Genomic DNA, 26,244 nt, shown 5'->3' with positions numbered 1-26,244 from the left:
CGGGTGTCTAGCTCTGAAAGGAAACGCTGTGGAAATCGTTATTCATGATTCGGGCCTGGAACTGGCGCGGATGGCCGCCGATGTCATTGAGGACGCCGTACGCAACACCGAGAACCCTGTTCTCGGTCTCGCCACCGGATCATCGCCTCTTCCGATCTACAAGGAGCTGATTCGTCGGCACAAGGAAGAGGGACTGTCGTTTGCGAACTGCACCGCGTTCACTCTTGACGAGTACGTGGGTCTTCCGCAGGGACACAAGGAGTCGTACTACGAGGTCATCCGTAACGAGTTCACTCGCCACGTAGACATCGATGACTCCCGCGTTTTTAGCCCAGACGGATCCTCCGAGAACCTGCAGACCGCTGGTGCTCGCTACGATGAGGCCATCAAGAACGCCGGCGGCGTGGACGTCCAGATCCTCGGCATTGGCTCGGACGGGCACGTTGCATTCAACGAGCCTGGCTCCTCCCTTAGCTCGCGCACCCGTCTCAAGACGCTCACCCAGCAGACCCGTGAGGACAACGCGCGCTTCTTCGACTCGATCGATGACGTTCCAATGCACGCCCTGACCCAGGGCCTTGGCACCATTCTTGAGGCACGCCACCTCGTTCTCATCGCAACCGGTGAGGGCAAGGCCAAGGCTGTTGCCGACATGGTTGAGGGACCACTCGCAGCGGTCTGCCCAGGCTCGGTCCTACAGCTCCACAACCGTGCAACCGTATTCGTAGACGAGGCAGCAGCGTCCGGCCTCGAGCACTCCGAGTACTACCGTCTTTCCTTTGATCGGAAGCCAGAATGGCAGAAGTTCTGACAGAGACGCTCGTCCTAGCGCTCGACATCGGCGGCACTAACAGCCGCGGAGAGATCATGCGCTGGGAGGGCGGGACTCTCAGCGAGCCTCTCGCCACGCACTCCCTGCCAACGCCCACGGGCGACGGCGACGCTGCCATCGAAACGATCATCTCGTTGAGCAGTACTCTTCTGGAGAGCGTGGACCCAGCCGAGCGCACTAACGTGCGCGCGGTGGGTCTCGGCGTACCCGGAGTCCTTGACTCCGACACGGGTCTGGTGAAGCTTGCCTCCAACCTCGGATGGAACGACAGGTACGTTGCTTCCGAGCTTCAGGCCGCTCTAGGCATCCCCGTTTACCTGACGCACGATGTCACCGCAGCGGGCGTTGCAGAGAAGCGGCTAGGAGCCGGGCGCGGAGTCGAAGACGTGCTCGCCGTATTCCTAGGAACCGGCATCGCTGCAACACTGGTCAGCGGCGGAAAAATCGTTCGTGGTGGGCTGATGCCTTCGGGCAACCGTCAGCCTGCAGGCGAGATTGGGCACATGCCCATCGTCCAGGATGGCCCTTGGTGTGCTTGTGGCCAGCGGGGATGCCTAGAGCTCTTCTGCTCTGCGCGTGCGATCGGGCAGATCTACTCCAAGGCGCTGGGCATCGACCCGTGCGGTCCGGAGCTCAAGACCTCGCGCGATCTGGTGGAGAACCTTTCCACTGACCCGATTGCTGCGACGGTGTGGGACGAAGCCACCCGCAACCTTGCGTTCGGGCTGTTCAGCGCAGCCATGGTGACGGGTCCAACCCGGATCATTCTCGGCGGCGGTCTCGCCGCAGCAGGATCGATCCTGGTAGACCCCGTGGAAGCGCGGATGAAGGAACTGGCAACTGTTATAGAGGCGCCAGAAATTGTACTTGCGCAACTAGGTCAGCGAGCGGGCGTACTGGGTGTTGCGCTCATGACAATCGACTGGCTTGGCGCATTGCAGCAGGTCGCCTGATCCACCATGTTCGAGTTGGGTGCGCCAACTCGAGAGGGTTAGGCAGCTGTTGCGTGGGTTGCCGCAACATCCCGTTGGGCCTTGCCCCTCGGGATCCGGCAACTACAAGTGAAAATGGGCGGAGACCCGGATTGTGCAGTCCGGACCTCCGCCCATTTCCCATTTATGCCGAGGAACTCGGTTCCTTATTTTCGACGATCTTGGGCGCGTTCCAGCACCACTTCACCGCTCGTAGAGGCGCGGCTGCTACTGGACTGGCAGCGCGATGTCTTGGCCCATCCACTGGGTACAGCGCCAGCCACCCGGGTGTGACTCCACTACCGCAAAGCCGGTGTTGAGCGGCGGGTGCGACATGAGCAGATCCTCTGGGAAATTACCCGAACGGACCGCGGTCCAGTACGCGATGAGAGCCCCGTGTGCGACTACTGCGACCTCACGGTGCGGTCCGGCCAGGATCTCGTTGAATACTCGGTCTGCGCGCGCGAGGACCTCTCGCCCGGTGGTGCCGCCGGCGAGCTTCACGTCAAGGTCGCCTCGGCCCCACGTGTCGATTGCCATGTGGTAGGCCACGCGGTCCTCGTGCCGGATGCTCATTTCTAGGCTGCCCGCGGAGATTTCGCGGATGTCATCGCGGATCTGGGGTTCTAGGCCCAACGCGGCGGCGAGTGGTGCTGCGGTCATCTGGGCGCGGGTCGCAGTGGAGGCGTAAATGGCCTCGAAAGGCACGTGCGCGAGCGTTTGCACGAGCGCTTCCGCTTGCGTGAGCCCAAGCTGGTTGAGCGCGGGCCCGGGGACTGCAGTGTCGAGTGCTCCGGTGACGTTTGAGTCGATCTGGCCGTGTCGGATGAAGTGGATTCGGGTGGTCATGGGGATTATCGCTCGACTTTCAGGCGTCGGAGGCCCACGATGGGCTTGTGGTCTTCACACGAATAGTATCCGGCTAAAGCATCATGCCGGTGGCCGGCCGGTGAAGTCCTGTGGCGGCAAGTGTGCCGACAGGTAGCGGTCAAGGAGATGGGAAAGTGGCCACGATTGCGATGAAGCGCGTGTACGACGAACCGGAATCCTCGGATGGGTTCCGCGTCTTGGTTGACCGGCTGTGGCCGCGGGGCGTAGCCAAGGAGAAAGCTGAGATTGACCTGTGGTTTAAGGAGATTGCGCCGTCCACCGACGCGCGCAAGGAGTTCGGCCACATGGCCGACCGGTTCGCCGAGTTCGCCGATGTGTACCGAGCCGAGTTGGACACCAATCCGGCTGTCGCCCAGGCGCTCGAACTGCTCAGAAAGCACGACCTTGTCACGCTGGTCTACGCGGCCAAGGACGAGCACATCAATCACGTGGTCGTGCTCCGCGATTACCTGTTGGAGCAGGACGGGGCGTCACGCGCTGCGTGACCAAGATCGTCGATAATTTTGGTGTGACAGGGCTGGGACCTGCCCACACGCGGAGCTAGTCCTCGGGCAGGTAACCGGTGGCGGGGTCGATGTCTGCCAGGAATGTCTTGATTTGGGAGACGTGGAACTCGCGGGGGAACGTGAAGCGGCTCGGTCCCTGGACCGAGAGGGAAAAGCCGTAGTCCTTGTTGGGGCCGGAAAGCCAGTCGTAGGTTGCGCCGTCGCCGTCCACGGTTACGCGGAAGCGTTCGCCGTCGACCTCGATGTTTTCGACCCGGGCGGAGGCGCTGGTGGTGTTCATTTTTGCCATGGTTCCATTCTCCCCTATCCCGGGTCTGGTGCCCCACCCACTACTCGGCGCCCATCCCCCCCGTCATCGAGAGTATTCCTGAGCCCGCTCTCGATGACGAGAGTGGGCTCAGGAATACTCTCGATGTAACAAATGGAAGGGGTGGGCCTTTCTTGGGGTGGGCTAGGCGACCGCCGCCGTGATGGCCTTGAGGATACGCTTTTCCGAGACCGAGCCATTAGTGCCCAGCTGGACGGCGTACATCGAGACGCGGAGTTCCTCGATCATCCATTTCACGTCCACGAGCGCCGGGTTGTCTAGGCCCACAAGCCCCGCGGAATTCCGCGTCCCAAGCGCCTTGGTGAACTGGTCGGTGACGTTGCCGATCTTCCACGCGATCTCGTTATCACGGTGCACGGAGTCCGCGGCCTTGTCGATCCGGTGCACCTGGGCGCGCAGGTAGCGCGCGAGGTGCCGGAGTTGCGCAGGTGGGGTCGCGGACACAAACCCGGGATAAATGAGCGCGCCGGCAACCGCCCGCACGTCGTTGAGGGTTGCGAGCAGCGCGAGCGACTTGTTGCCGCTGACCGCCGCATCCACATCACGGTATGCGCTGAGCGCCGCCACGACATCCCCGATGATCCGGTGAATCTCGTCCTCAATCTTGCCGCGCACCATCGTCACCGCGTCCTCGAAATCGGCGCGGCTGCGGATAGTCCCCGCATCTGGCAGCAGGGCCATCACGGCCGCGAGCTGCACGTCCGCCACCAGCGCATCCGTGTTCTTGTACGGGCTGGCCGCAAGCGTGAGCGCCTGCTTACCGGTCCACCGCGAGGTCACGCGGGCCGGCGCGAGCGCCGTACGCCCCAGTACCAGCCGCCACACGCCCTCGCGCTGCGAGGCCAACTGCTTGTTCTGGTCGGCCAGAATGCGCAGGGCAACTGTGTGGTCCTTTGGCCCCTGACTTTCGACGATCAGGGCCGGGTAACCCCGCACCTCAATACCGCCTGGACCGCGTCCCTCCACCACGAGCGGCAGTTCGTCGTACGAGCCGCCGGTTGGCCAGTCCTCCAGCCCTTCGGCCTCGGAGATGGTGTGCGTGATCTGTTCCGGTCCGGCGCCGAGACTATTCTGTTTGAGCTTGCCTGTGTTTCCGGAGCCTCCCGGCTGTTGACCGCGGCCCTTCCGGCCGTTCGCCCCGGCTTGGGCCCCTGCTTGTGCCTCGGCGAGAGCCGCACCCACAGCGCCGCGTACGGCGCTGCGCACAGCATCCTCGGCAGCGTTCGCGAGCGTGCGCTGAAGCGCTACGAGGTCCTTGGATTCCCCGAGGACGTCCACCACGGCCCCGCGGCCGGACCCGCGCTGGGCGAACACCCGGAACGTGACCTGCAGGTGGCCGGGCAGGGTGCTGGAACTAAATGAATCGTCGCTAATTTCTAGGTATTTCAGAGCCCACACGGCACGCTGGAACGCGCCAAAGAAGGACTCCGCCATATCGCCGGCACGGGTCATGTCCTCCCACGCGGGCGTGTTCTCGCGCAGCCACTGCGCGATCTTGGCGCCCCAGTCGGGGGCAGGCACGAGCTCGCGGCGCAGAACCTTGGGCAGTGCGCGGATCGTGGCCACGCACAACTCATCGAGCAGTCCGGGGACCATCCAGTCGAAGCCGTCAGGAACCACTCGGTTGAGGAGCTGGATGGGGATGTGCACGGTGACGCCGTCGGCGGCCGATCCCGGGGAGAACTGGTAGGTCAACGGCAACGTGATGTCGCCCTGGACCCAGGTCTGCGGGAAGTCGGTATCGGACACGGCGTCCTGGCCCTCAGGGACCAGCTGCTCCAGCGAGAAATCGAGCAGGGCCGGGGTGGCAATGCGCGCGCCCTTCCACCACTGGTCAAAGTGACGCTGGGACACGATGGTCTCTGGCAGACGCTCGTCGTAGAAGGCGAACAGCGCCTCCTCGTCCACCACGAGACCGCGCTGACGGGAGCGTGCCTCGAGTTCCTCGGCCTCGGCTAGGACCTTGCGGTTGTGCGCGTAGAACTTGTGGTGCGTGGTCCATTCGCCGGCCACGAGGGCGTGGCGGATGAACATGTCGCGGGCGGCCTCGCGGTCCACTTTGGAGTACAGAACGGGGCGCTCCGCAACGATAGGCACGCCGTACAGCAGCACCTTCTCGTTGGCTATCGCGGCCCCGCGCTTGGTTGACCAGTGCGGGTCGGAGTAGTTGCGCTTAACGATCCCAGCGGCGAGTTCCTCGGCCCACTCGGGCTCGATCATGGCGACATCGCGAGCCCATAGGCGCGAGGTCTCGACGAGTTCGCCCGCCATGACCCACGCCGGCGGCTTCTTGGACAGAGGGGATCCGGGGAAGATGGCGAACCGGGCGCCACGGGCACCGAGGTATTCGTTGCGTGCCATGCGCTTGGCGCGCTTGTCCGCAGCGGTCTCACGCCCAGTCTTGTTCAGGCGTACCTCGGTGGCCTCTTGCATGCCGAGCTGGCTGAGTAGACCGGCGAGGAGGGAGCGGTGGATGGTCTGCGAGTCCCACACGAACTTGGTGTCGGGGGTGATTTTGGCGCTATTGGTGCTGTTTGCGCTGGCGCTGGTCGCGCTGGTGGCGGCCTGAACGGTGGCAGCCTGCGCCGCAGTGCCCTGCGCGATCGTCTCACCCGAGCGGCCCCGGCCGCCCGGCGTGATGCCCTGGTCCAGTGCGACCTTGTCCCGGAGCGGTTGCGGCTTCCTAACCTCGGACTCGATACCCATCGAGCGGGTCATTTCCTTGAGCTGGGACACCACGTCCTGCCACTCGCGGATCCGCAGGAAGTTGAGGTACTCGGCCTTACACATGCGGCGGAACGCAGAGGAAGACAGCGCGCGCTGCTGCTGGCGGACGTACTCCCACAGGTTCAGGTACGTCATGAAGTCGGAGTGACCGTCCACGAACCGGGAGTGGTTGGCGTCCGCGAGGTCGCGCACCTCGCTCGGGCGTTCGCGCGGATCCTGGATGGACATGACCGCGGCGATGATCATGACCTCGCGGGCCACGCCGTGCTTTCCACCCTCCACGATCATGCGTGCCAGGCGTGGGTCCATGGGGAGTGCTGCGAGTTGGCGGCCGACAGCGGTGAGCGCGGTGCGCTGCTCACCGTCGCGGCCGGTGCGGTACTCGAGGGCGCCGAGCTCCTGCAACTGGGCCACGCCATCGCGGATGGCGCGGGTGTCTGGGGCTTCCACAAACGGGAACTTGGCCACGTCGCCGGGAGCCTTGGCCACGCCCACGGAGACCATGTGGAGCAGAACAGAGGCGAGCGAGGTGCGCAGGATCTCGGGCTCCGTGAACTCGGGACGGGACGCAAAGTCCTCCTCCGAGTACAGGCGGATTGCGATGCCGTCCGAGACTCGCCCGCAGCGGCCGGAACGCTGGTTCGCGCTCGCCTGCGAGACCGGTTCGATGGGGAGCCGCTGGACCTTGGTGGACTTGGAGTAGCGCGAGATGCGGGCGGTGCCCGGATCGATGACATAGCGGATGCCAGGAACAGTCAGCGAGGTCTCCGCAACGTTCGTGGCGAGCACGATGCGGCGGTGCTCGTGGTGCTGGAACACGCGATGCTGCTCGGCCGCGGAGAGCCGGGCGTACAGGGGCAGGATCTGCGTGTAGCCGGGAGTCCGTGGGTCGTTCGCGCGGGCGCCCAGGTGCTGGCGCAGCGCGTCCTCGGCGTCGTGGATGTCGCGCTCACCGGAGAGGAACACGAGCACGTCGCCTGGGCCTTCGCGCTGGAGCTCATCGAATGCCGTGCAGATCGCCGACATCATGTCGACGTCATCGTCCTCGTCAAAAGGCCGGTACCTGATCTCCACAGGGAAAGTTCGGCCACTCACTTCCACAACCGGAGCGGGGTCGCGCAGAGGCTGCTGGGACTCGAGTTCATCGTCGGTAATCGGTCCACCCGGCGCGAAGTGCCGGGCAAAGCGCTCCGAGTCAATGGTTGCCGAGGTGATGACCACCTTGAGGTCTGGGCGCTGAGGCAGGAGATTGGTCAGGTAACCCAGCAGGAAGTCGATGTTGAGGGAGCGCTCGTGGGCCTCGTCGATGATGATCGTGTCGTAGGCGAGCAACTGGGGATCGCGCTGGATCTGCGCCAGCAGAATGCCGTCGGTCATGACTCTGACCAGCGTGTTCGCGCTGGACTCGTCCGTGAATCGGACCTGGTAACCCACGATGTCACCGAGGTTCGTGCCGATCTCCTGGGCAATGCGCTCGGCCACCGTGCGCGCCGCGATGCGGCGAGGCTGCGTGTGCCCGATCTGGCCCTTCCGGCCGCGGCCAAGATCCAGCAGGATCTTGGGCAGCTGGGTGGTCTTACCCGAACCGGTCTCACCGGCCACAATCACAACCTGGTTGTCCCGGATCGCGTTGGCGATTTCCTCGCGGCGTGCGCTGACGGGCAGTTGCTCTGGGTACGTGATGGGTGGAACGGTCACGTTCGCGCGATGCTCGGCGGCCTTGGCAAGGCGCGCGAGGTTCACGTGCGGGGTGGCGGAGGTGTCGCGCTTTGGCTTGGCATTGCGGTTGCGCCGGGGCGCGCTTGTTGTGCGGTCCTTGTCGGCGTTGGCGGTGTTGGCGGCGTTGGCTCGGGAATCGCGCTGGTTCTTTGGGTCTCGGGCGTTGCGGTTCTGGCCCGCCCCGCGGGCCTGTGTCCGCTGGGACCCAGATTCACGACGATCTTGGCGCGCACTCTTCTGCCCCTCCGTTGGGGGAGTGGCTGAGTTGGGCTGGGGGTTTGGGGAGTGCTGCGGGCCGTTCACGGGCTCCATTCTCCCAGTAGCAGGGGGCTTCCCCAACTTTATTTGAGTGAAGGGCGAGGAGCGGGCGAGATCGCGCCACCCTTGTTGGCCGATTTGGGAGATAGCGAACGATACTGAGTGAAGGTGGGTCTTACGTCGAGGCATCGCCGGGTGGGGCGCGAATCACAGTCGGCTTTCGGGTGAACTATCGGCCGTGTTTCTCCGCCCACGTGAAGAGTCCCGCCAAGGTGCTTGCAAAACAAACCGCGTGATCATGCCAAAAACTTGCCGCCTGGTAGGAAAAATGTGCCTTCGACCGGATGGTTTGTGTCATTCAGGGCCCTAGCCGGCACCTTGGAAGAAAACCTTCCACGCGTTAGTTTTGTAGATAAATAATGTCGATGGACAGAACTGCCCGTGGCCGTCCCGCCAGACAGGCCTCCACGAGCAATTGACATTCGCTCCGCCGCCTTTGTGTCAACTCAAAGTTCTTGGCGTAGCTCTGCCCACACTCCGCCACCTTGAATGGAACTTGAGAATATGGAACCGCGCGCGACCGGGCTAATGGCCTCGCTTCGCAAACGATGGTCCTTTATGGCCGTTGCTGCAACCTTGTCCGTTTTGGCTTCGTCCTTCCTGACGATGGCTGTGCCAGCGCCGGCACAGGCGGCGGGGGGTGAACAGAACGCAGGTGCGGTCACGCGTATCGATAAGACAGTCTTGACCTCGTCCAAGAACTCCCAAGAAGGTATTGACTTCAACAGTGGTGTGAAGGACATCTCTGTTACGGATCCCGAGACGGAGTACCTCTACTGGGTCATCAAGGTCGCGTGTGACAACTTTGCCTGCCTCGAGACCGCAATTGACGATCTCCTTCCCGAGGAACTCAACGGGTTTGGTGCGCAGATCCAGAGCGTCAAGCTACCCACTGGGGCAAGCCACTCCCTGACGCTGGGCAAAGACAAGGACGGCCGTCACCAACTTGGCGGGTCGATCGCCAACATGCAGGCTGGCGCGGGTGCGGACATCGTCATCAAGATGACAGTCCCAAGCGAAGCCAAGGACCCCGACTGGGTTCACGCGGCCAAGGACATCAAGAACACCGCAACGTCGGCGATCAAGAACACCAACTCCACGGCGTCCTCGGACGCAACCGTGGACTACACGTTTGAGCGCAAGCTCTCCGTGGGCCTCGACGAGACCTGGTCCATGGTCGACGGTGTGGGATCCATGTCGCTCACAGGTAAGAACACGTCTAACTCCGGGGCGGAGAGCTGGACGCTAAATGATCCTATCGGCGGAACCAACCCGTTCGACTATGTCGACCTCGATGGTTTGGAAATCAGCACCTGGCCGAAGGGCGCAGGTAGCGCCACAATTACATTTGCGCCAGAGGGCGCTGGATCGGTCACCGTGGCGGCGGGCTCATCTCCTGACCTCAGCACCGTGAACCTGGAAGACGTCACCGGATTTAGCGTGGAGTTTCAGGCCGCCGATGGTGGGTTGATCGAACGCGACGCAACTTTCGTTGTGGAGCCACAAGTGACTCAGCGCAGCGCAATGCGCAGCAACCCCGACACCAAACTGGACAACGTCGCCGAGAAGATCGCGGTCAACAACAAGGCCGAGACGTTCCTCGAGCGGGGGGACAAGAAGTCCAACGTTGCTGTGGACGACGCAGGCTACGAGATTGTGCCAATCGACCTGAAAATTAGTTCAAAGAAGGTTTTCGCCGAGGACCATGTTCCAGCTGGGGCAGGTGGAACCTTCACCATCGAAGGCACGAACAAATCGCCAGTTTCGCTTGACTCAATGACGTTGGTTGACACGGGGTTCTTCGGAGAGGGAATCACGTTTGACGGCATCTCGGTCAGCACCATTCCAGAAGGCGTAACCGCTCTCAAGTTTGTGGTGACCAAGGGCGGTGTGGACACTACGTTTAACCTTCCTGTCGTGGATGGCAGCGCTAAGCTCAGCGAAGCAGACAAGGCTACTGTGACCGCACTTCTGACCGCTGGTGCATCGTTCAAGGTTGTGGCAGAGGGCAAGATTGCCCCAAGTGCGTCCCTGAATGCACAGGTCACATACAAGACGGATCCAACCACAGTTCTCGACGCCAAAAACACCGGCGAAAATGCACTGTGTTCGGTTGAAGCGGCCGAGACCTCGTGCGTTGCGGACAACGTTTTGAACGCTTCCGGTAAGTACAAGGACCGTCCGGTAGAGGCGCCAGAAACCAAGGACTCCGTGACGATCCACGAGCCCTCTATCGAAGCGAGCTTGGATAAGAAGTTCTCTGATTCTAAGTACGCAGAGAACAACTACATCTTTGCTTCCCTCCAGGCGAACGTGAAGGCAGGCGGCAAGAACGTTGCGCCAAACAAGGTGGTCATCGCCGATGGCTTGATCGAAAGCGACGCGAACAACATCTGGAAGCACGCCGATCTGGTGAGCGTCTCCGGGCTTGAGCACGCGCTCGGCGAGGACACTGAGGTGTCCGTTGTCTTCCACACGGCATCCGGACCGCAGACAGTTAAGGTGCCTGCAGGCGAGTCATCGCTGGCCGTGCCCGCTGATCTAGTTGGCAAGGTGACCAAGGTGGAGATCGTCTATGACGCTGAGAAGAGCTTCTCCCAGGGCGTCCAGGTCGAGCCGACGCTCGTGTTTGATCCGAAGCCACGTCCCGCAACCGGTGGGGAGCCTATCAATGAGCTTCCCTTTGACCTCAAGCAGAAGATCACCAACACGGCCACGGTAACCGGAGAGGCTCCTCGTCCAGGTGTGACGTGTGAGACTCAGCCGGACACCTGCATCCTCACGGGCGTGGACAGCGACCCAGCGGCTGCCGAGCTCTACTACTACAAGGAGCCAGTGACTGGTCCTGGACCAGGACCTGACATTGATATCTCAAAGAATTGGTACACGGTTGCGAACGGAACAGCCCAGCCGTTCTACACCCAGCAGGGAACGGAACGCCGGACCAAGACTCCTTGGCGTATCAACAGCCAGCTCACCGACGCGGTAGTCATCCAGGAACCATCCACGGATCCCGCGGCTGGCGTGGGCGCGAATACCGTGTTCGACATGACGAACCTGACGTCCATCTCGATGGATGGCACTTTCGAGTGGGACCGCGTGAAGTCCGTCGAGGTGTATATTTCCGGCCAAGGCTGGAAGGCGCTAGGAACCAACGGTCAACTGTCCGCGGGCGGCGACGTTAACTGGATGAATGGCCGTGCGATGCGCAAGGTCACCCTATCTGCAGAACTCCAGGCCTCGGTCACAGGTGTTCGCATCACCGTTGTTGAAGACGCCGCTGTACGCAGTGCATCTAAGAGCCCACTTGCGCCAAAGGCTGGCAGCGGAATCGTTGTTCCGAACCCAGGCAAGGTGAACTCCACATTCAACTTTGACTGGAAACTCAGGGACTCCAAGCGCACAAATCCTTCTGACTGGATTACTGCCAAGGACGAAAACGTACTGAACGAGGTGCGCGGATCTGCGTGGAGCGGGGACAAGACTGACACCGAAGTTGCTCCTTCAAAGAACCCAATCTCGGATCCAACTCCAGGCGTCAACACGAGCAAGCAGATCGTAGTAAACAACCAAGTACAGCCGAGCCCATACACGGTTGCGGTACCGGAATTGAGTGACTTCACCGGGCAGTACCCTTCGTACACCTACCGTCTCGCCGTGAACAATGAGTCATCGTCACCCGCGAACTCACTGCGTATCACCGATGCCGGTGACCATGAGTCATGTGTAGTCCCGACCCTTGGCGACCCGCGCGTGCAAGTGCGCGACGTGTTCACATCGGGTGGAAACGTCAAGGACTACTTCAAGGACTGTGCAAAAACCAGCCCGTTTGAGGCGTTCGGAATCACGGGAATAACCATTTCCCCGCTGAACGTGCTCGATCAGGAGCTGACCACCCTTGAACTGTGGAAGTACGACGCTGCGTCCAAGGTCAGCTCAGTTGAGAAGATCTCCCTTCGTGCCTTCAACTCCCTCGGGGACGTTGCAAAGAAGGAAAAGCTTGCCCAAGTGGTTGGCTTCTCGGTCCTCTACGTGGGTGCAAGCGGCCTAGAAGGCGCGGGCTCCCTGTGGAAGAAGGACCAGATCACGGCCGACGTGAGCGTAGAACTGCGCAAGACCTACCGCTCCACCGACCAGCAGATTGCTGGTACGGGTGAGCAGGGCGCGCAATTCAAGGAAATGACCAATACGGTGGCTGCGCAGTCCTACCACCACGTACTGGCCAACGAAAAGTGGGACGAAACCAAGCCGCTCGACAAGCAGTGGGGTTACGTCAGCGACGCCGAATCCGTTGGCACCAAGCTGGTGGACGGCACGTTGGACATCAAGACCGACAAGGTGATTGATGCTCCCGACACGGTCCAAGGCATTGAGACCGTTCTCGAACCCAAGCGTGGAATGGCAAGCAGCGTAACCATCTCCGCACATCAGGGTGCTTCCACGATCTGGCCCAACCGGGTCGAACTCAAGGACACTACCAAGGAGTTCTGGAACACCTTCGCTCTGGCCTCCAACACCTTCAAGGTGAAGTCGCCTAAGGGCGCTAACAAGGTTGTCGTTTCCGTGCTCACCGGTAAGGAACAGACGGCGAAGGTCGCAGTCACTCAGGCTATCTCTGGTCAGGAGTTCGAGGTAGTTCTGCCCGATGACATCGCGCTGGAATCGATCACAGGTTTTGTGTTCGAGTACTTCCGAGAGATCGACGGTAAGAACCTCGTCTTCGACGAGAAGACTCTGACCCCTGTATGGTCGACCGAGGCTAAGTTCACTATCGTGCCCCGCGAGACCAGCGTGGGACTGGTTGGCGAGCCCGAGACGGTCACCTTCCCAAGCGGAACGCCAGTCAAGTACACCAACCACGTGGACTCGACTGTGGAGCGCAAGGGCCTTGGGCGCTTGAACGGAGAGAAGACTGCTACGGACCCTGCGGACATCGCTTTGCACTCCGGAACCACCAAGATCTCTGTGGACAAGGCCGCAGACCCAGCCTCGGGTCTGAGGGCTGACGACGCAGTGATGTGGACCCTCAAGGTCACCAATAAGGGTACGGGCTACATCGATCTGGACACCCTGACGGACTACCTGCCGCGCCAGATTGCATGGTCTGGAGCGGACCCAACGGTCTCCTTCAACCCAGCAGACGGTGTGGACGCTCCTGAGTCGTGGAGTTACGACGACGCCAAGCGTCAGCTCAACTTTGTGTGGGCGCAGGGCGAGGGCCGGATGGAACCTGGCGAGTCCATGACCATCAAGATCCCCACCACGGTTCGTGCGGGTGGCGGATCGGCTGAGGAACTCACCAACCGCTTTGTGGTGCGTACCGATCAGCCACACGCTCTCGAGTCGTGCACGCACGACACCAATGCGAACAACCTGCAGACCACGGACCCGGAAACGGGCGAGAAACTCCCGGGCACCGACTGTGGCGCCAAGTTCAAGGTCTCGATGACCACGGACGCGGACATCGCTACGGAAAAGTGGGTCAACGGAAACCTCGATAGCAAGTTCGACATTGAGGGCGCCAAGTCCAACTCGGCAAACGCGACTTGTGCTCCTGACAGCGAGGGCTTCTACACCCGCGGCTGCGCCGACGCCACGATCATCGGCGGCAAGGACGCATGGAAGATTCCAGTGACCAACACTGGTGGCAAGGACATGAAGAAGTTTGTCCTCATTGATGAGCTTCCGATGCCAGGTGACAAGCTGATCTCCGGTGGCTTGCCACGTAATTCGACGTTCTCGACCCAGTTCCAGCTGGCCGAGTCCGGTGTTGCGCTCAAGCCGTTCGAGTTCGTCCGCCGCGCCGCGGATGGCAGCGTTGACAAGGCCCCGTACTCGGTCAAGGTCGAGGTATCCACGCAGCAGCACGCCTGCACCGAATCCAACTGGTTCAACGACACGTCGTGCTCCAAGGCCACATGGTATGAGTTTGACGCGGATGGAAAGCCGGTTGGCGCAGCTGCACAGGCAGCGTTCCCAAGCCGCGCAGCGCTGAACAGCATCAAGTCATTCAGGATCACTTTCGAGTTCGCAGGTGGATCTTACTTCCAGCCGGGCCAGGCGTTGGAGACCAAGCTCTTCACCACCACCTCGGTAAAGAGCTTCACTGACGGCACTTCGGCCGACGAGTTGCGTGACCCGAACCAAGAGGCCTGGAACCAGGCTGCGGTATCGGCAACGCCAGTGAGTGGAAACCCCGTAAACCGCGTTGCGTCCATCGTGGGCCTCCACATTCCAGTGGGTAGCCTCACCGTGGAGAAGAAGGTGGACGGGGCGGCACAGGACTTCGCAGCGCAGTCGTTCACCGCTACCGCCACGTGCACGGTTGCCGGAACGAAGTTGGACCCAATCTCCGTCACGCTGAACGAGGCGAACGGGTATTCGGTCACGATTGACAAACTGCCAATTGGGGCAAGTTGCGAGATCGAGGAAACGGGAACCTACCTTGAGTCCGACAGTGAGATCTCGGTTGATGGTGTGGTCTCTGAAGGCCCTGCCACAATCCTGATCGACTCCGTTGCGACCAAGACGGTTCGAGCCGACCAACTCGCAACGATCACGAACACCTACGACTACGGCAACCTCACCGTGTCTAAGGCGATCACCGCCAACGACACCGTGGGCGCCGCTTACGGTCCGTTTGATTTCACGCTCACCTGTGCGCCGTTCAACGGGAAGGTGATCGCTCCGATCAACTTCACGCTTTCGGATACGGGCAACGGCACACTGTCCTGGACGGCTCCAAAGAACACGATCCCTGCAAACGCGGACTGTGTGTTGACGGAGACCAAGACCGGCAACGCCAAGATCGTTTCCTTCAAGGTCGACGGCAACGCCGTCACCGCCAAGGACAACGGTGTGGCAGTCAAGATCGGTACCGACACCACGGTGGACGTCACCAACGAGTTCACGCACGGAACCCTCTCGGTAACCAAGCGTGCAACCGGAGCGGGCGCTGACGACTTCGGCGGAGAAAACTTCACCGTTACAGCCGTTTGCACCTACAACGGCACCGAGGTCTACTCCGGCGAGGTAACCCTCAAGGCCGGCGAGACTGCCACCTTTAAGTTCAGGGGCAAGGATGCCAAACTCCCTGCTGGTGCCGACTGCGTAATCGCAGAGACCAAGACGGGTGGGGCTAACGACTCCATCGTGAACAAGGGCACCGCGAACGTTGGAATCGTTGCTGGCGAGAATGCCACGACGGCTTCTGACAACGTGGTGGACGTCGAGAACATCTTCACGGTCGGCAACATTGACCTGAAGAAGGTTGTCGAGGGCACGGGAGCCAAGCGTTACGGCGTGGATTCCTACACCATTCAACTCGTCTGCCAGTACAAGGTAGATGGCGAGGACAAGAAGGTCCTGTGGGACAACACCACCGGAACCGTTGCCAAGACTGGTGATGACTTCCTGAATGTTGACCTGAACACCTCCAACGAGTTCTCCAAGCGCGTGTACGGCATCATTGCCGGCGCTGACTGCTGGATCGCGGGCGAGTCCGTGTCCGGTGGAGCGCAGGATAGGGCCTTCTCTGCAACGGAGAAGTCTCCAGTCACGATCATTGCGAATGGTAAGGATGGGGACAACACGGAGGTCGCGGCCGCATCCATAACCAACGTGTTCAAGACCGGCTCCATCGCAATCCAAAAGAAGGAAGTTGGCGCAGGCGTGGACCGCTTCGGCGGCAACGACTACGTGGTGGATCTCAGCTGCACCTACATGGCTGATGGCAAGGTGGAGGACATCCTGTGGGATGGCTCCAAGACTCTGCCTCCGACCTTGAAGGAGGCCGAGGGCTACCGCGCTGTTGTCGACGATCTGATGGTCGGAGCTGAGTGCTGGATCGTTAGCGAAACCCAAACCGGTGGCGCCAACGAGATCGAGTTCTCCGCAACCAAGGAGAACCCAGTCAAGGTCACGGAAACGGCCGAGCCTGCCGCCGAGCAGACCGCAACGGTGACCAACACCTTCAACACCGGTGATCTCACCATCAACAAGGCGATCCTCGGTGATGGTGCCGCGCAGTACGGCCAGAACGAGTTCACCGTGCGTCTAGCCTGCACCTACGACGTGGACGGCGCAGCAAGGCCGATCACGTGGGGTGAGGACGAGTTCCTTGACATCGTCCTCAACCAGGCCAACAAGTACACCCACACCGAGACGGGCTTGATCGAGGGCGCTGAGTGCGAGATCACGCAGGAGTCTCGTAAGGGTGGTGCCAACGAAACGGACCTTGGCAAGCCAGCCAAGATCGTCGTAAATGGTGTTGAAAACCAGGCACAGATCACCGTGACCAACACGTTTAACACGGGCTCCATCCAGGTTCACAAGAACGTGGTGGGTGAGGCCGCTGTCCGCTTTGGCGAGCAGACCTACAAGGCCAACGTGTCCTGTGTATACGACGTCAACGGAACCGACACTCCGGTGTTCGCGAACGACGGTAACACCACCGAGGTCACGCTGAACAAGGACAACGGCTACGCTACGCAGATCGACAATCTTCCTGTTGGCGCAGACTGCTGGGTCACGGAAGAGACCCAGCAGGGTGGCGCGAACGACGTCCACCTCGGTGAGCACGTGATCGTGCCAGCCGCGGCGGCGGAAGGTGTGGAAGCGCCTGCGCTCCCAGCGATCGAGCTGACCAACACGTTCAACACCGCCCAGGTGACCATTAACAAGGACATCGTGGGTGCTGGCGCCAAGCAGTACGGCGCTGGTCCGTTCACGGTTCAGCTTGCCTGCACCTACGAAAAGGACGGAGTCGACACCGACATCCTGTGGGACGGCGAGCCTACGCTCGACGTAGTGCTGTCCAAGGAGAACGGTTACTCGGCGACCATCATCGACCTCATCGAGGACGCCACGTGTGAGATCACTGGTGAGTCCGTTGATGGCGGCGCCACATCGAAGACGTGGACTGCCCCCGTCCAACTGATTACCGACGATTCATCCGGTTCCAGCGACGAGTCCGCCACCAGCGACGTTGCGTCTGGTGAGATCACCGTGACCAACACCTTCAAGGTGGGCACGCTCGGCGTGACCAAGAGCCTTTCGGGTGACGGCGCAGACCGGTTCGGAGCGGACCAGGAGTTCAAGGTCGCAGCATCGTGTACCTACCAGGACGACAACGTGTACACGGGCGAACTGACCATCATGGGCGGCGAAACCCAGTACTTCCTGGATACGGAAGGCAACAAGGTCGAGCTCCCTGTGGGCTCCGAGTGTGCTCTCGAGGAAACGTTGAGCGGTGGAGCCTCGGAGTCCACGTTCGAGAACAACGGTTCGATCTTTATTGCGGATACCGAGGACATTGACGTGGCAAGCGAGAACATCGCGAACCTCGACAACCTGTTCAACGTCTCCCAGATCGAGGTCCGCAAGGACGTCGTGGGATCGGGCGCTGCTCTTGCAGCGGGCAAGACCTACACGGTCGAGCTGGCGTGCACCTACCTCAAGGATGAAGTGACCACCCCTGTTCTGTGGGATGGCGCGGAGAAGCTGAGCCTCGACCTATCGCCTGAGAATGGCTACAGCCAGATGGTTCCGAACCTGATTTCGGGTGCCGACTGTGTTGTCACGGACGAGACGGTGACCGGCGGCGCAACCAGCGTTGACACGGGTGACAACGTGGTCGTGGGAGAGCCGGGCACTGACCCTGCTGTCATCACGGTGACCAACACGTTCGAGATCGGTGAGGTCGAGGTGAAGAAGGAACTCAAGGGTGCCTTCGCACACCAGGCTAAGGACCTGTCGTTCGAACTCGAGGTCCAGTGCCTGGCGGACGTGGATGGCGTTGATACCCCAGTACTGTGGGGCGGCAACGACACCTACACCGCAGTGGCCAACGCGGACAACAAGTTCAAGCCGGTTGTTCCAAACGTTCCTCTGGGCGCCGAGTGTGCAGTAGTCAACGAGGTTGACGCACACGGGGCAACCAAGACCGACCTGGGTAAGTCCGTGAAGGTTGAGAAGGAACGCTCCGCCAAGATCACAGTGGTCAACACGTTTGGCGTAGCAATCGTGGATGGCAACACTGAGGAGGGCGGCAAGCTGCCGACCACCGGTGTCGCGATCCTGGGTTCGGGTCTGGCAGCGATCGCACTGATCGCCGGTGGAGCCTACCTGCTGGTTGCTCGTCGACGGACTGGCCGTCACGCCTGAAGTAACTCCAGGCTCCGGTAACGGAACATAACGCAGGGGCGCAGCCCCTGCTCAGCAGGACCCCAGCGGCTTTGGCCGCTGGGGTCCTGCTGCGTCTCGAGACCACCGCGACTCCCCGTCCTGCGTAATTGGTCTCTCACACTGCGATACACCGAGTCCGTAACCCTGTGACCGTGCCCACAGGGTTGGGGGCAAAATCGGCATGGACCTGCGGTTATGCAAGAGGGAGGTGGTCCCCGTGCCTTCGCGATCTCACGCAATTCATTACTGTGGGTGGTGATGGCGCCTCACCTGGGTGCCAGATTGTCGATACGCCGGGCTAAGTGCCAACTCGGCGGACAAAGGGGACTGAAATGTTCAACTCGCCGATCACGCGTCGGATTTTTGCCGTAGCAGCCGCAGCAACTTTCGCTTTCGGACTTACGGCCTGCTCACCTGAAGGATCGTCTGAACCCGCACCAGCGGCAGCATCCGGGGGAGACCTCACACTCGCCATTGCAGGCGGAAACCTCGAGAACGGTCACATGGACCCTCACTCGAGCCAACTGGACGTGTCCGCGTACGTTACCCGCAACGTATTTGACTCGCTGGTTGCTCTGGACGTCACGGGAGAGATCAAGCCTTGGCTCGCCAAGTCCTGGACCGTGTCAGAGGACGGACTCACCTACGTTTTTGAACTCCGTGACGATGTGACCTTCACGGATGGCGAGAAGTTCAACGCTGCAGCGGCGGTCAAGAACTTCGAGCACATCACTGCCGAGGAGACCGCATCCGCGCAGTCCCGCGACATGATCGGCGGCGACCTCTTCAAGGGGGCCAAGGCCACGGGAGAGTACGAGCTTACGCTCACGCTTGAGGCGCCTTTTGCTCCTCTCCTGAACAACCTGTCCACCGCGTTTGTGGGCTTTTACTCTCCAAAGGTCCTCTCGACTGCGACCCAGGACCAACTCAAGGCTGGTGGACCTGAGGTCACGGTGGGAACCGGCCCGTTCAAGCTAACGGCCTACTCGCCCAAGCAGGAACTGGACTTCGCACCAAACAAGGACTATGTCTGGGGGCCTGAAGTGTCCACCGCGGAGGGCGCTCCCGTGCAGGCTGGTGCTCCCAAGCTTGATTCGCTCAAGATCAGGATCGTTCCCGAGGAATCCGCTCGCGTGGGTGCGCTCCAGTCCGGTGACGCCCAGATCGCGATTGACCTGACCCCGACCGGAACCGCCCAGCTCTCGGGTGCTCACGTCAACGTGGCCCCAAGCCCAGGTATGCCGTACTCGATGTACTTGAACTGGTCGCACGGCGTGTTCAAGGACATCAAGGTCCGCCAGGCATTCCAGCAGGGCTTTGACCTCGACGCGGCCGTTGGCGCGGCCTACTCGGGCGACTACCAGCGCCCATGGTCAATCCTGAGCCCTTCTACGCCTAAGTCCTACGATTCGAGCCTAGAGAACGCCTGGCCGTTTGACGCTGACAAGGCCAACGCGCTCCTCGATGAGGCAGGCTGGACCGAACGCGACGCCGAGGGCTACCGCACCAAGGATGGCGAGCGCCTGAGCGCCGAGTGGCTCTCCTGGTTGCCCTTCCCCGACGAGAAGCAGGCCCTGGTCAACTTCATGATCGACGATCTGAAGAAGATCGGCTTCGAGCTCAAGCACCAGGCGATCGAGGGGCCGGAGTACCAGGCCCGCTACGCGGACTCTGACGGCAACATGATCTTGGACTTCGACGCAACTGACTGGAGCTTCGCTTCGTTGGACGCCGACATTCTGCGTCAGCACCTGCACACGCAGGGCTACCAGAACGCCTCCACGATCAGCGATCCAGCCCTCGACGCGCTCCTCGAGCAGGCCCAAGCAGCCACGGACGCAAACGTCCGTGAGGGCCTGTACAAGCAGGTCCAGCAGTGGAACGTGAAGAATGTAGGTATCATCCCGCTGACGCTCTCGCAGTTCACCACCGCATCGCTGCCGAGCGTCAAGGGCCTCGCCTACGACAGCTACGGTTGGCCGCTGCTGGCCGGTGTGACCGTAGAGAAATGACGGTCTCTCCCGCCGACGTTTCGGTGGAGCGTGCTGCCCCCGTCCCCGCTGGGGTCGGGGGCAGCCTCGCAGTGCGCTGGGGCGGACGTGTTGCCGGGTTTGTAGGCGGCGCGCTCCTCGTACTGTGGGGTGCGGTGACGCTCGCGTTCCTCGTGCTCAAGTTGGTCCCGGGCGATCCCGTGGACGTCATGATTGGCCCGCTCGCCTCCGTGACCCCGGAGGCCCGGGCCGCCATTCGCGCTGACCTAGGCCTGAACCAGCCCGTGCTCGTGCAGTATGCCGCTTATCTTGGCCGCGTCGCATCCGGCGACCTCGGCCAGTCGTATCAGCTACACCGGCCCGTGTCCGCGGTGATCGCGGAGAACCTGCCGCACACGCTCGCGCTCGCGCTTGCAGCGCTCGGGCTCGCTGTGGTGCTGGCACTCGTGGGCGCGGCACTTTCACGCCGGGGTGCTTCACGACGATTCTTCGACCTACTCGAACTCGGTGCGGTCTCAGCGCCGGTCTTTTGGACTGGGCTCGTGCTGTCGGCGGTGTTTTCCTATCGGCTGGGCTGGTTCCCCGTGATTGGCGGAAACACGGTGACGCGTTTGGTCCTTCCTGCGATCGCGATGGCATTGCCGATCGCCGCTGTTCTGGCCCAGGTCCTGCGCCAGGGCTTGGACGTTGCCGAGTCGGAGCCCTTTGCCCACACGGCTCGTGCTCGTGGGCTCTCGCGTAGGCAGGTGACGCTGCGTCACTCGATGCGCCACGCGTCGGTGGGTACGTTGACGCTCGGTGGGTACATGTTTGGCTCACTGCTGGGCGGCGCGGTGCTCATCGAGACCGTGTTTGCGCGGCCGGGGCTAGGCCGGGTCACGCTTGACGCGATCCTAGGCCGCGACCTTCCCATTGTCATGGGGATGGTGATCGTCTCCGGTATCGCGTTCATCCTGATCAACGTTGTGGTCGATGCCGCTTCCCTCGTGCTTGACCCTAGGTTGCGAGTTGGCCGGGGTGGTGCGGCGGCGAGGGGCGCTCGCGCACGGGCAGAAGCCGAGCCTGCCAAAGCTACGGATCAAGGGGAGGGAAGCGCATCGTGAGCACAATCAACCACCCCGGCAGATTGGCCGGCTCCCTCGTCCCTAGGACCGTGCGAGCGTTCTCCACCTCGTGGGCTACTCGCCTAGGGTGGCTCGTCGGCGCGTTGGTGCTCCTCTTCCTCGCGGTTGCCGCGCTGTTCCCAGAGGTGATCGCGCACGGAGACCCTACTGCAACGAACGCCAGGAACGTCCTCGCTGCGCCGAGCGCCGAGCACCTGTTTGGCACGGACCAGTCGGGGCGCGACGTCTTCACTCGAGTCGTCCACGGAACCGGCATCTCGCTCGGAGTCGGATTGCGGGCTGTGGGCATAGCGCTCGCCGTGAGTATCCTCATCGGAAGCCTCGCGGGACTTGCCCCTCGCCGCCTCGATTCGGTGCTTTCCCGCCTGATCGAGGTTGTTATGGCGTTCCCGGAGTTCCTGATCGCTCTGCTGGTTGTCGCGATTATGGGTAAGGGCGCGTCCGCCGTTGCTCTGGGCGTGACCATTTCCGTGATTCCCGCATACGTGCGGTTGGCCCGCATTAGCACCAAGCGGCTGCGTATCTCCGGCCCGTACGAGGCCGCCCTGATCCTTGGCGTGCACCCCGCGCGTGCGGCGCTGAGGCACATTGTTCCCTCCGTGGCCGCGTCCCTAGTGGGCCTCGCAATCGTGGGGTTTGGGTCCGCGATTGTGTCCGCGGCGGGCCTCAGTTTCCTGGGCCTCGGCGTCCAACCGCCCACCCCCGAGTGGGGCCTCATGATGTCCGAGGGCAAGAACCAACTGGGTAACGCGTGGTGGATCTCCGTGTTCCCTGGGCTCATGCTCGCAATCACTGTCATCGCTGTGACCACGGTGGCCCGCCCACTGCAGCGCTACCTCGAGGGAGGCAAAGCATGAGCGCCCATGGATCTGCCCCAGATTCCGGAACCCAGCCCCTACTCGACGTGAAGGGGCTGAGCGTGGTGCTGGGAGGTGCGTCGATCGTCGAGAATCTGGGTTTTGAACTGGCCGCAGGCCAGTGCATGGCAATCGTGGGGGAGTCCGGCGCCGGCAAATCCATGACGGGACGCGCGCTCCTTGGGCTGCTGCCCGAGCGCGCTACGGCGCGGGCGGAGCGCGTCCAACTGGAGGGACGCGAGCTATACCCGGCGGGTTCCCCGCAGCGTGAACGAGAATGGCTGAGTGTGCGCGGCCGGGAGATTGCGCTGGTGTCGCAGGACGCGCTGGTATCCCTCGACCCGCTGCGGAGCGTGGGTGCGGAGGTCGGCGAACCGCTCGTGGTCCACGGGCTCGCGCATCGAGGAAGAGAGCTGAACCAGCAGGTCACGGGCCTGATGGCGCGCGTGCATGTGCCGGAACCGGAGCGCAGGGCCAAACAGTACCCGCACCAGCTGTCGGGTGGGCTGCGCCAGCGCGCACTCATTGCGTCGGGGCTCGCGGCCCATCCCAAGGTGCTGATCGCGGACGAACCCACCACCGCGCTGGATGCCACAGTGCAGGCCAGGATCCTTGAACTCCTAGGCGAGATCAAGGAACAGGGCACCGGGATCGTGCTGATCAGCCACGACCTGCACGTGGTCGCGCGGCTCGCGGACCACGTGATCGTGATGAAGTCCGGACGGGTGGTTGAGCAGGGGCCGGCGTCCGCTGTCCTCAGCGCGCCGGCGCACCCGTACACGCGCGAACTGCTCGCGGCACACCCCGACGGGCAGCCACTGCTCGCAGAGCAGCGCGTGATGCAGGATCGAGTGGTGCTTCGCGGCACCGGAATCACGGCTAAGTTTCCGCTCCCCGGCGGGGGAAGCGTGACCGCAGCTAACGGCGTGGACATCACTGTTCGCGCAGGAGAGACCGTGGGACTCGTGGGCGAGTCAGGCTCCGGAAAGTCCACGATCATGCGTATTCTGCTCGGCCTGCACCGGCCCTCCGCCGGCGAGGTCCTGTTCCACGGGGAGCCGTGGAACAGCGCGACCGTAGGCGTGAGCGAACGTTCCCGCAGGGCACGCCGGCATGACATCCAAGTGGTTGCGCAGGACGCGCACTCGGCGATGAACAAGCGCTGGAGCGTGCAGCGGATCATCGCGGAGGGGCTGGAACCGAGCGAGTTCAAGAAACTTCAGCTTAGAGATCGGATACGCGCGCGTAAGGCACGAGTCCTCGAGCTGATGGCCAGTGTGGGGCTGGAACCGGGGCTAACGGGCCGCAGGCCGAGCGAGCTCTCTGGCGGGCAGCGCCAGCGCGTCGCGATCGCGAGGGCTCTTGCCGCACGGCCAACGTTGTTGCTGTGCGACGAGCCCGTCTCCGCGCTGGATGTAACCGTCCAATCACAGGTCATCGGCCTCCTCGCCGACCTGCAGGCGCGGACCGGCATCTCGATGGTGTTCATCAGCCATGACCTCGCCGTGGTGGGCCAACTCGCCCACACGATCGTGGTCCTGAAGGACGGCGACGTGGTGGAAACGGGTCCTGCACACCAGGTCCTGACTTGGCCTGAGCACGAGTACACCCGGGAGTTACTCGCGTCCTCAGTGGGCTAATGGCCATACGTCCCTGAGAATCTCCCCGAGTTGTGGAAGTGTGGTTGTCACAGCATTGTTGAGGACAAAGGAGGGCATCATGACGATCTCACCCGACAACAAGGATTGGACCTGGGTTCTGCGTGAACGCTGCCCCGACTGTGGCCTCGACGCGGGCTCCGTTCCGCTCGCCCAGATCGGCCCTCGGATTCGCGAGGCCACGAGCGGCTGGACCGAGCGGCTTGGCCGTCCAGACGTGGCGCTGCGACCCGAGCTCTTCACCTGGTCGCCGCTCGAGTACGGCGCCCACGTCCGCGATGTCCTGACCATCATGCGTGGGCGCCTGCACCTCATGCTCGAGAACGACGACCCCGGCTTCCCCAACTGGGACCAAGACCGCGCCGCCGTTGACGGCAAGTACGATCAGGCGGATCCCAAGGACGTGGCCGCGGCTATCGCCGCGAATACGGAACTGCTTTCTAGCGATTTTGCTGCGGTTTCAGAAGAACATGCAGGGAGGACGGGGTTGCGCTCAAACGGATCCCGATTCACAGTTCTTACGCTTGGCCAGTATGCACTCCACGATTTGGTCCACCACGCGTGGGATGTCAGAGAGGAGAGGTAGCCGTGTCCGATACCACCCCCACAACGCCGCGCGATCGGGCGCTTGCTAGCTTTGAAGCATCAGGAATCGACTACTCCATCACCGAACACGGGCCGGTTAACTCGCTCGAGGAGGCCGCCGCCGCGAGGGGCGTGCAGCCGCGTGACATCGTCAAAACCATTGTTGTGCGCCTCGAGGAGGGCCGCTACGTATTTGTCCTCATTGGAGGGGATAAGCAGATCTCGTGGGCCAAACTCCGCGCTCACCTAGGCGTGTCCCGGCTCCACATGCCAAGTGCTGACGAGGCATTCGACGCGACTGGGTTTGTGCGGGGAACCATTACGCCCTTTGGGTCGAAGACCGCGTGGCCGGTCATCGCCGATTCTGCGCTGGCGGGGCGGACTGTATCAATTGGAGCGGGCGATCATGGCTGGGCGGCCACAGTTCGCGCCGACGACGTCATCAGTGCTTTCGGCGCGTCCGTTGTGGACGTCTCGGAATAGTCGTGGATGAAATTCCCTACCCATGGCGACAAGTGGCTAGGTGCGGTTAAGAATGGAGTGAACATGCACTCTTCAACCCTGGATAATAATGCTCGGTTCAGCGTTTCCCCCACCTGCAGCCAAGTGCCCATCAGGACTTGACTCACCTGTTCCCTCACACGGACTTACCCGCAAAGTCGCGGCCGTGGTGGGTTCCTGTGTGCTGGGCGTTTCATTCTTCATTGCCCCCACAGCCAGCGCGCACGAGACGGGCGGTGGCTCTGCAGGAACAACAAGTAAGACGCTTCCCACTATTTCGAACTCCAACTCGACCCCTGAACAGCGCAACTCTCCCAAGGTGGGTGTCGCTGACCCTATTTCACAGGAGTCCGCTGACGCCTACCAAGCTCTCATTAAGAAGAAGAGCAAGGACGGCACACTCACGCGGCCACAGGTAGTGGCACTCACCGCGCGCCTACTGGGCGATTGGTCCGCGTTCGATGGGACCTACGCCAACGGCAAGATCCCTGAAGATTTCCTTATGACGATGTTGACCTCGCCTGGGGAGCGGCTGCGGCACGACGCTGCAGTTATGTTCGACCTGATGAGCGTGGACTTCTCAGAGCAGTTTGGGCGTTCGATTGGGATCACCGATTCGTACCGGACCTACGAATCTCAGGTCTACCTCAAGCGGATCAAGCCATTCCTCGCGGCGCCTCCCGGGTACTCAAACCACGGCTGGGGCATGGCGCTCGATATCAATGGGCCAGAGGCGCAATTCGGTACTAAGGAGCGTCAGTGGTTGCTCGACAACGGGTGGAAGTATGGCTGGTTCTCGCCCACGTGGGCACATGCTGATGGAATGAAGCCGGAGTCGTGGCACTTCGAGTACATGGGCACCACAGCCAATGCGTGGCCAGCGAGCGAGAAGATCCTCCAACGGACCACGGAACTTACCGGAGACCCAACCCAAGGCATCTTTGTCGTTCCGGCCAAGAAGGGCCAAGACAAGGCGGAGTCAGAGCCTCAGAGCAACGAGGTCGCAGTCGAGTCGGAGTAAGTTCGGTCTCGGAGCTGGGCGGTTCGTGTT

Annotated in this window: 14 protein-coding genes; 11 read left to right on the top strand and 3 right to left on the bottom strand. The window is 62.0% G+C overall.

Features of this window, described 5'->3' with window-relative positions; translation table 11 throughout:
• Positions 1-28 precede the first annotated feature (28 nt).
• Together nagB and HGSM_RS02095 are read left to right on the top strand one after the other, a co-directional pair.
• On the top strand, positions 29-811 hold the full coding sequence (nagB, locus tag HGSM_RS02100) for a glucosamine-6-phosphate deaminase (protein ID WP_019147082.1): 783 nt from the start codon (positions 29-31) through the stop codon (positions 809-811).
• Positions 796-1,785: an ROK family protein gene (locus HGSM_RS02095; protein WP_019147081.1), complete on the top strand. Its 990-nt coding sequence runs from the start codon at positions 796-798 to the stop codon at positions 1,783-1,785. Before nagB ends, HGSM_RS02095 begins: the two co-directional genes overlap by 16 nt.
• A gap of 246 nt (positions 1,786-2,031) precedes the next feature.
• Here the strand turns inward: HGSM_RS02095 and HGSM_RS02090 are convergent, their stop codons facing one another.
• Complete coding sequence (locus HGSM_RS02090; protein WP_019147080.1) at positions 2,032-2,652, bottom strand: histidine phosphatase family protein; 621 nt, start codon at positions 2,650-2,652, stop codon at positions 2,032-2,034.
• A gap of 155 nt (positions 2,653-2,807) precedes the next feature.
• On the opposite strand from HGSM_RS02090, the gene HGSM_RS02085 reads away from it, so the two are divergent.
• Positions 2,808-3,179, top strand: a complete 372-nt coding sequence (locus HGSM_RS02085) for a DUF488 domain-containing protein (protein WP_019147079.1) — start codon at positions 2,808-2,810, stop codon at positions 3,177-3,179.
• A gap of 55 nt (positions 3,180-3,234) precedes the next feature.
• Here HGSM_RS02085 and HGSM_RS02080 read toward each other — a convergent pair whose 3' ends face one another.
• Together HGSM_RS02080 and hrpA are read right to left on the bottom strand one after the other, a co-directional pair.
• A complete protein-coding gene (locus HGSM_RS02080) occupies positions 3,235-3,489 on the bottom strand; it encodes a hypothetical protein (protein WP_230197464.1) in 255 nt (84 codons plus the stop codon).
• A gap of 162 nt (positions 3,490-3,651) precedes the next feature.
• On the bottom strand, positions 3,652-8,286 hold the full coding sequence (gene hrpA / locus HGSM_RS02075; protein WP_081581264.1) for an ATP-dependent RNA helicase HrpA: 4,635 nt from the start codon (positions 8,284-8,286) through the stop codon (positions 3,652-3,654).
• Between the two features lie 495 nt (positions 8,287-8,781).
• Between hrpA and HGSM_RS02070 the strand changes: the two genes are divergently transcribed.
• The 8 genes from HGSM_RS02070 to HGSM_RS13525 all read left to right on the top strand — a co-directional run bounded on the left by HGSM_RS02070 (position 8,782) and on the right by HGSM_RS13525 (position 26,214).
• Positions 8,782-18,456: a DUF5979 domain-containing protein gene (locus HGSM_RS02070; protein ID WP_154646211.1), complete on the top strand. Its 9,675-nt coding sequence runs from the start codon at positions 8,782-8,784 to the stop codon at positions 18,454-18,456.
• Between the two features lie 353 nt (positions 18,457-18,809).
• Positions 18,810-20,489, top strand: coding sequence for an ABC transporter substrate-binding protein (locus tag HGSM_RS02065; protein ID WP_019147075.1), 1,680 nt, complete (start codon positions 18,810-18,812; stop codon positions 20,487-20,489).
• Positions 20,486-21,571: an ABC transporter permease gene (locus tag HGSM_RS02060; protein ID WP_019147074.1), complete on the top strand. Its 1,086-nt coding sequence runs from the start codon at positions 20,486-20,488 to the stop codon at positions 21,569-21,571. Before HGSM_RS02065 ends, HGSM_RS02060 begins: the two co-directional genes overlap by 4 nt.
• A complete protein-coding gene (locus HGSM_RS02055) occupies positions 21,568-22,449 on the top strand; it encodes an ABC transporter permease (RefSeq protein ID WP_019147073.1) in 882 nt (293 codons plus the stop codon). Before HGSM_RS02060 ends, HGSM_RS02055 begins: the two co-directional genes overlap by 4 nt.
• Positions 22,446-24,089, top strand: coding sequence for an ATP-binding cassette domain-containing protein (locus HGSM_RS02050; RefSeq protein ID WP_019147072.1), 1,644 nt, complete (start codon positions 22,446-22,448; stop codon positions 24,087-24,089). The genes HGSM_RS02055 and HGSM_RS02050 overlap by 4 nt, the downstream gene beginning before the upstream one ends.
• A 79-nt stretch (positions 24,090-24,168) precedes the next feature.
• Complete coding sequence (locus HGSM_RS02045) at positions 24,169-24,693, top strand: DinB family protein (protein WP_019147071.1); 525 nt, start codon at positions 24,169-24,171, stop codon at positions 24,691-24,693.
• A 2-nt stretch (positions 24,694-24,695) separates the two neighbouring features.
• On the top strand, positions 24,696-25,175 hold the full coding sequence (locus HGSM_RS02040; RefSeq protein WP_019147070.1) for an aminoacyl-tRNA deacylase: 480 nt from the start codon (positions 24,696-24,698) through the stop codon (positions 25,173-25,175).
• A gap of 199 nt (positions 25,176-25,374) precedes the next feature.
• A complete protein-coding gene (locus tag HGSM_RS13525) occupies positions 25,375-26,214 on the top strand; it encodes a M15 family metallopeptidase (protein ID WP_195891317.1) in 840 nt (279 codons plus the stop codon).
• Positions 26,215-26,244: the final 30 nt, after the last annotated feature.

The sequence above is a fragment of the Timonella senegalensis JC301 genome, from assembly GCF_000312125.1.
GTDB classification, from domain to species: domain Bacteria; phylum Actinomycetota; class Actinomycetes; order Actinomycetales; family Cellulomonadaceae; genus Timonella; species Timonella senegalensis.
This window is presented reverse-complemented; position numbering and strand designations above follow the sequence as displayed.

What these genes read in the sequence shown, in the direction of transcription:
- HGSM_RS02095 (WP_019147081.1), top strand. Translation starts at nt 796, where the DNA reads ATGGCAGAAGTTCTGACAGAGACGCTCGTCCTAGCGCTCGACATCGGC.
- HGSM_RS02090 (WP_019147080.1), bottom strand. Translation starts at nt 2,652, where the DNA reads ATGACCACCCGAATCCACTTCATCCGACACGGCCAGATCGACTCAAAC.
- HGSM_RS02080 (WP_230197464.1), bottom strand. Translation starts at nt 3,489, where the DNA reads ATGGCAAAAATGAACACCACCAGCGCCTCCGCCCGGGTCGAAAACATC.
- hrpA (WP_081581264.1), bottom strand. Translation starts at nt 8,286, where the DNA reads ATGGAGCCCGTGAACGGCCCGCAGCACTCCCCAAACCCCCAGCCCAAC.
- HGSM_RS02070 (WP_154646211.1), top strand. Translation starts at nt 8,782, where the DNA reads ATGGAACTTGAGAATATGGAACCGCGCGCGACCGGGCTAATGGCCTCG.
- HGSM_RS02065 (WP_019147075.1), top strand. Translation starts at nt 18,810, where the DNA reads ATGTTCAACTCGCCGATCACGCGTCGGATTTTTGCCGTAGCAGCCGCA.
- HGSM_RS02060 (WP_019147074.1), top strand. Translation starts at nt 20,486, where the DNA reads ATGACGGTCTCTCCCGCCGACGTTTCGGTGGAGCGTGCTGCCCCCGTC.
- HGSM_RS02050 (WP_019147072.1), top strand. Translation starts at nt 22,446, where the DNA reads ATGAGCGCCCATGGATCTGCCCCAGATTCCGGAACCCAGCCCCTACTC.
- HGSM_RS02045 (WP_019147071.1), top strand. Translation starts at nt 24,169, where the DNA reads ATGACGATCTCACCCGACAACAAGGATTGGACCTGGGTTCTGCGTGAA.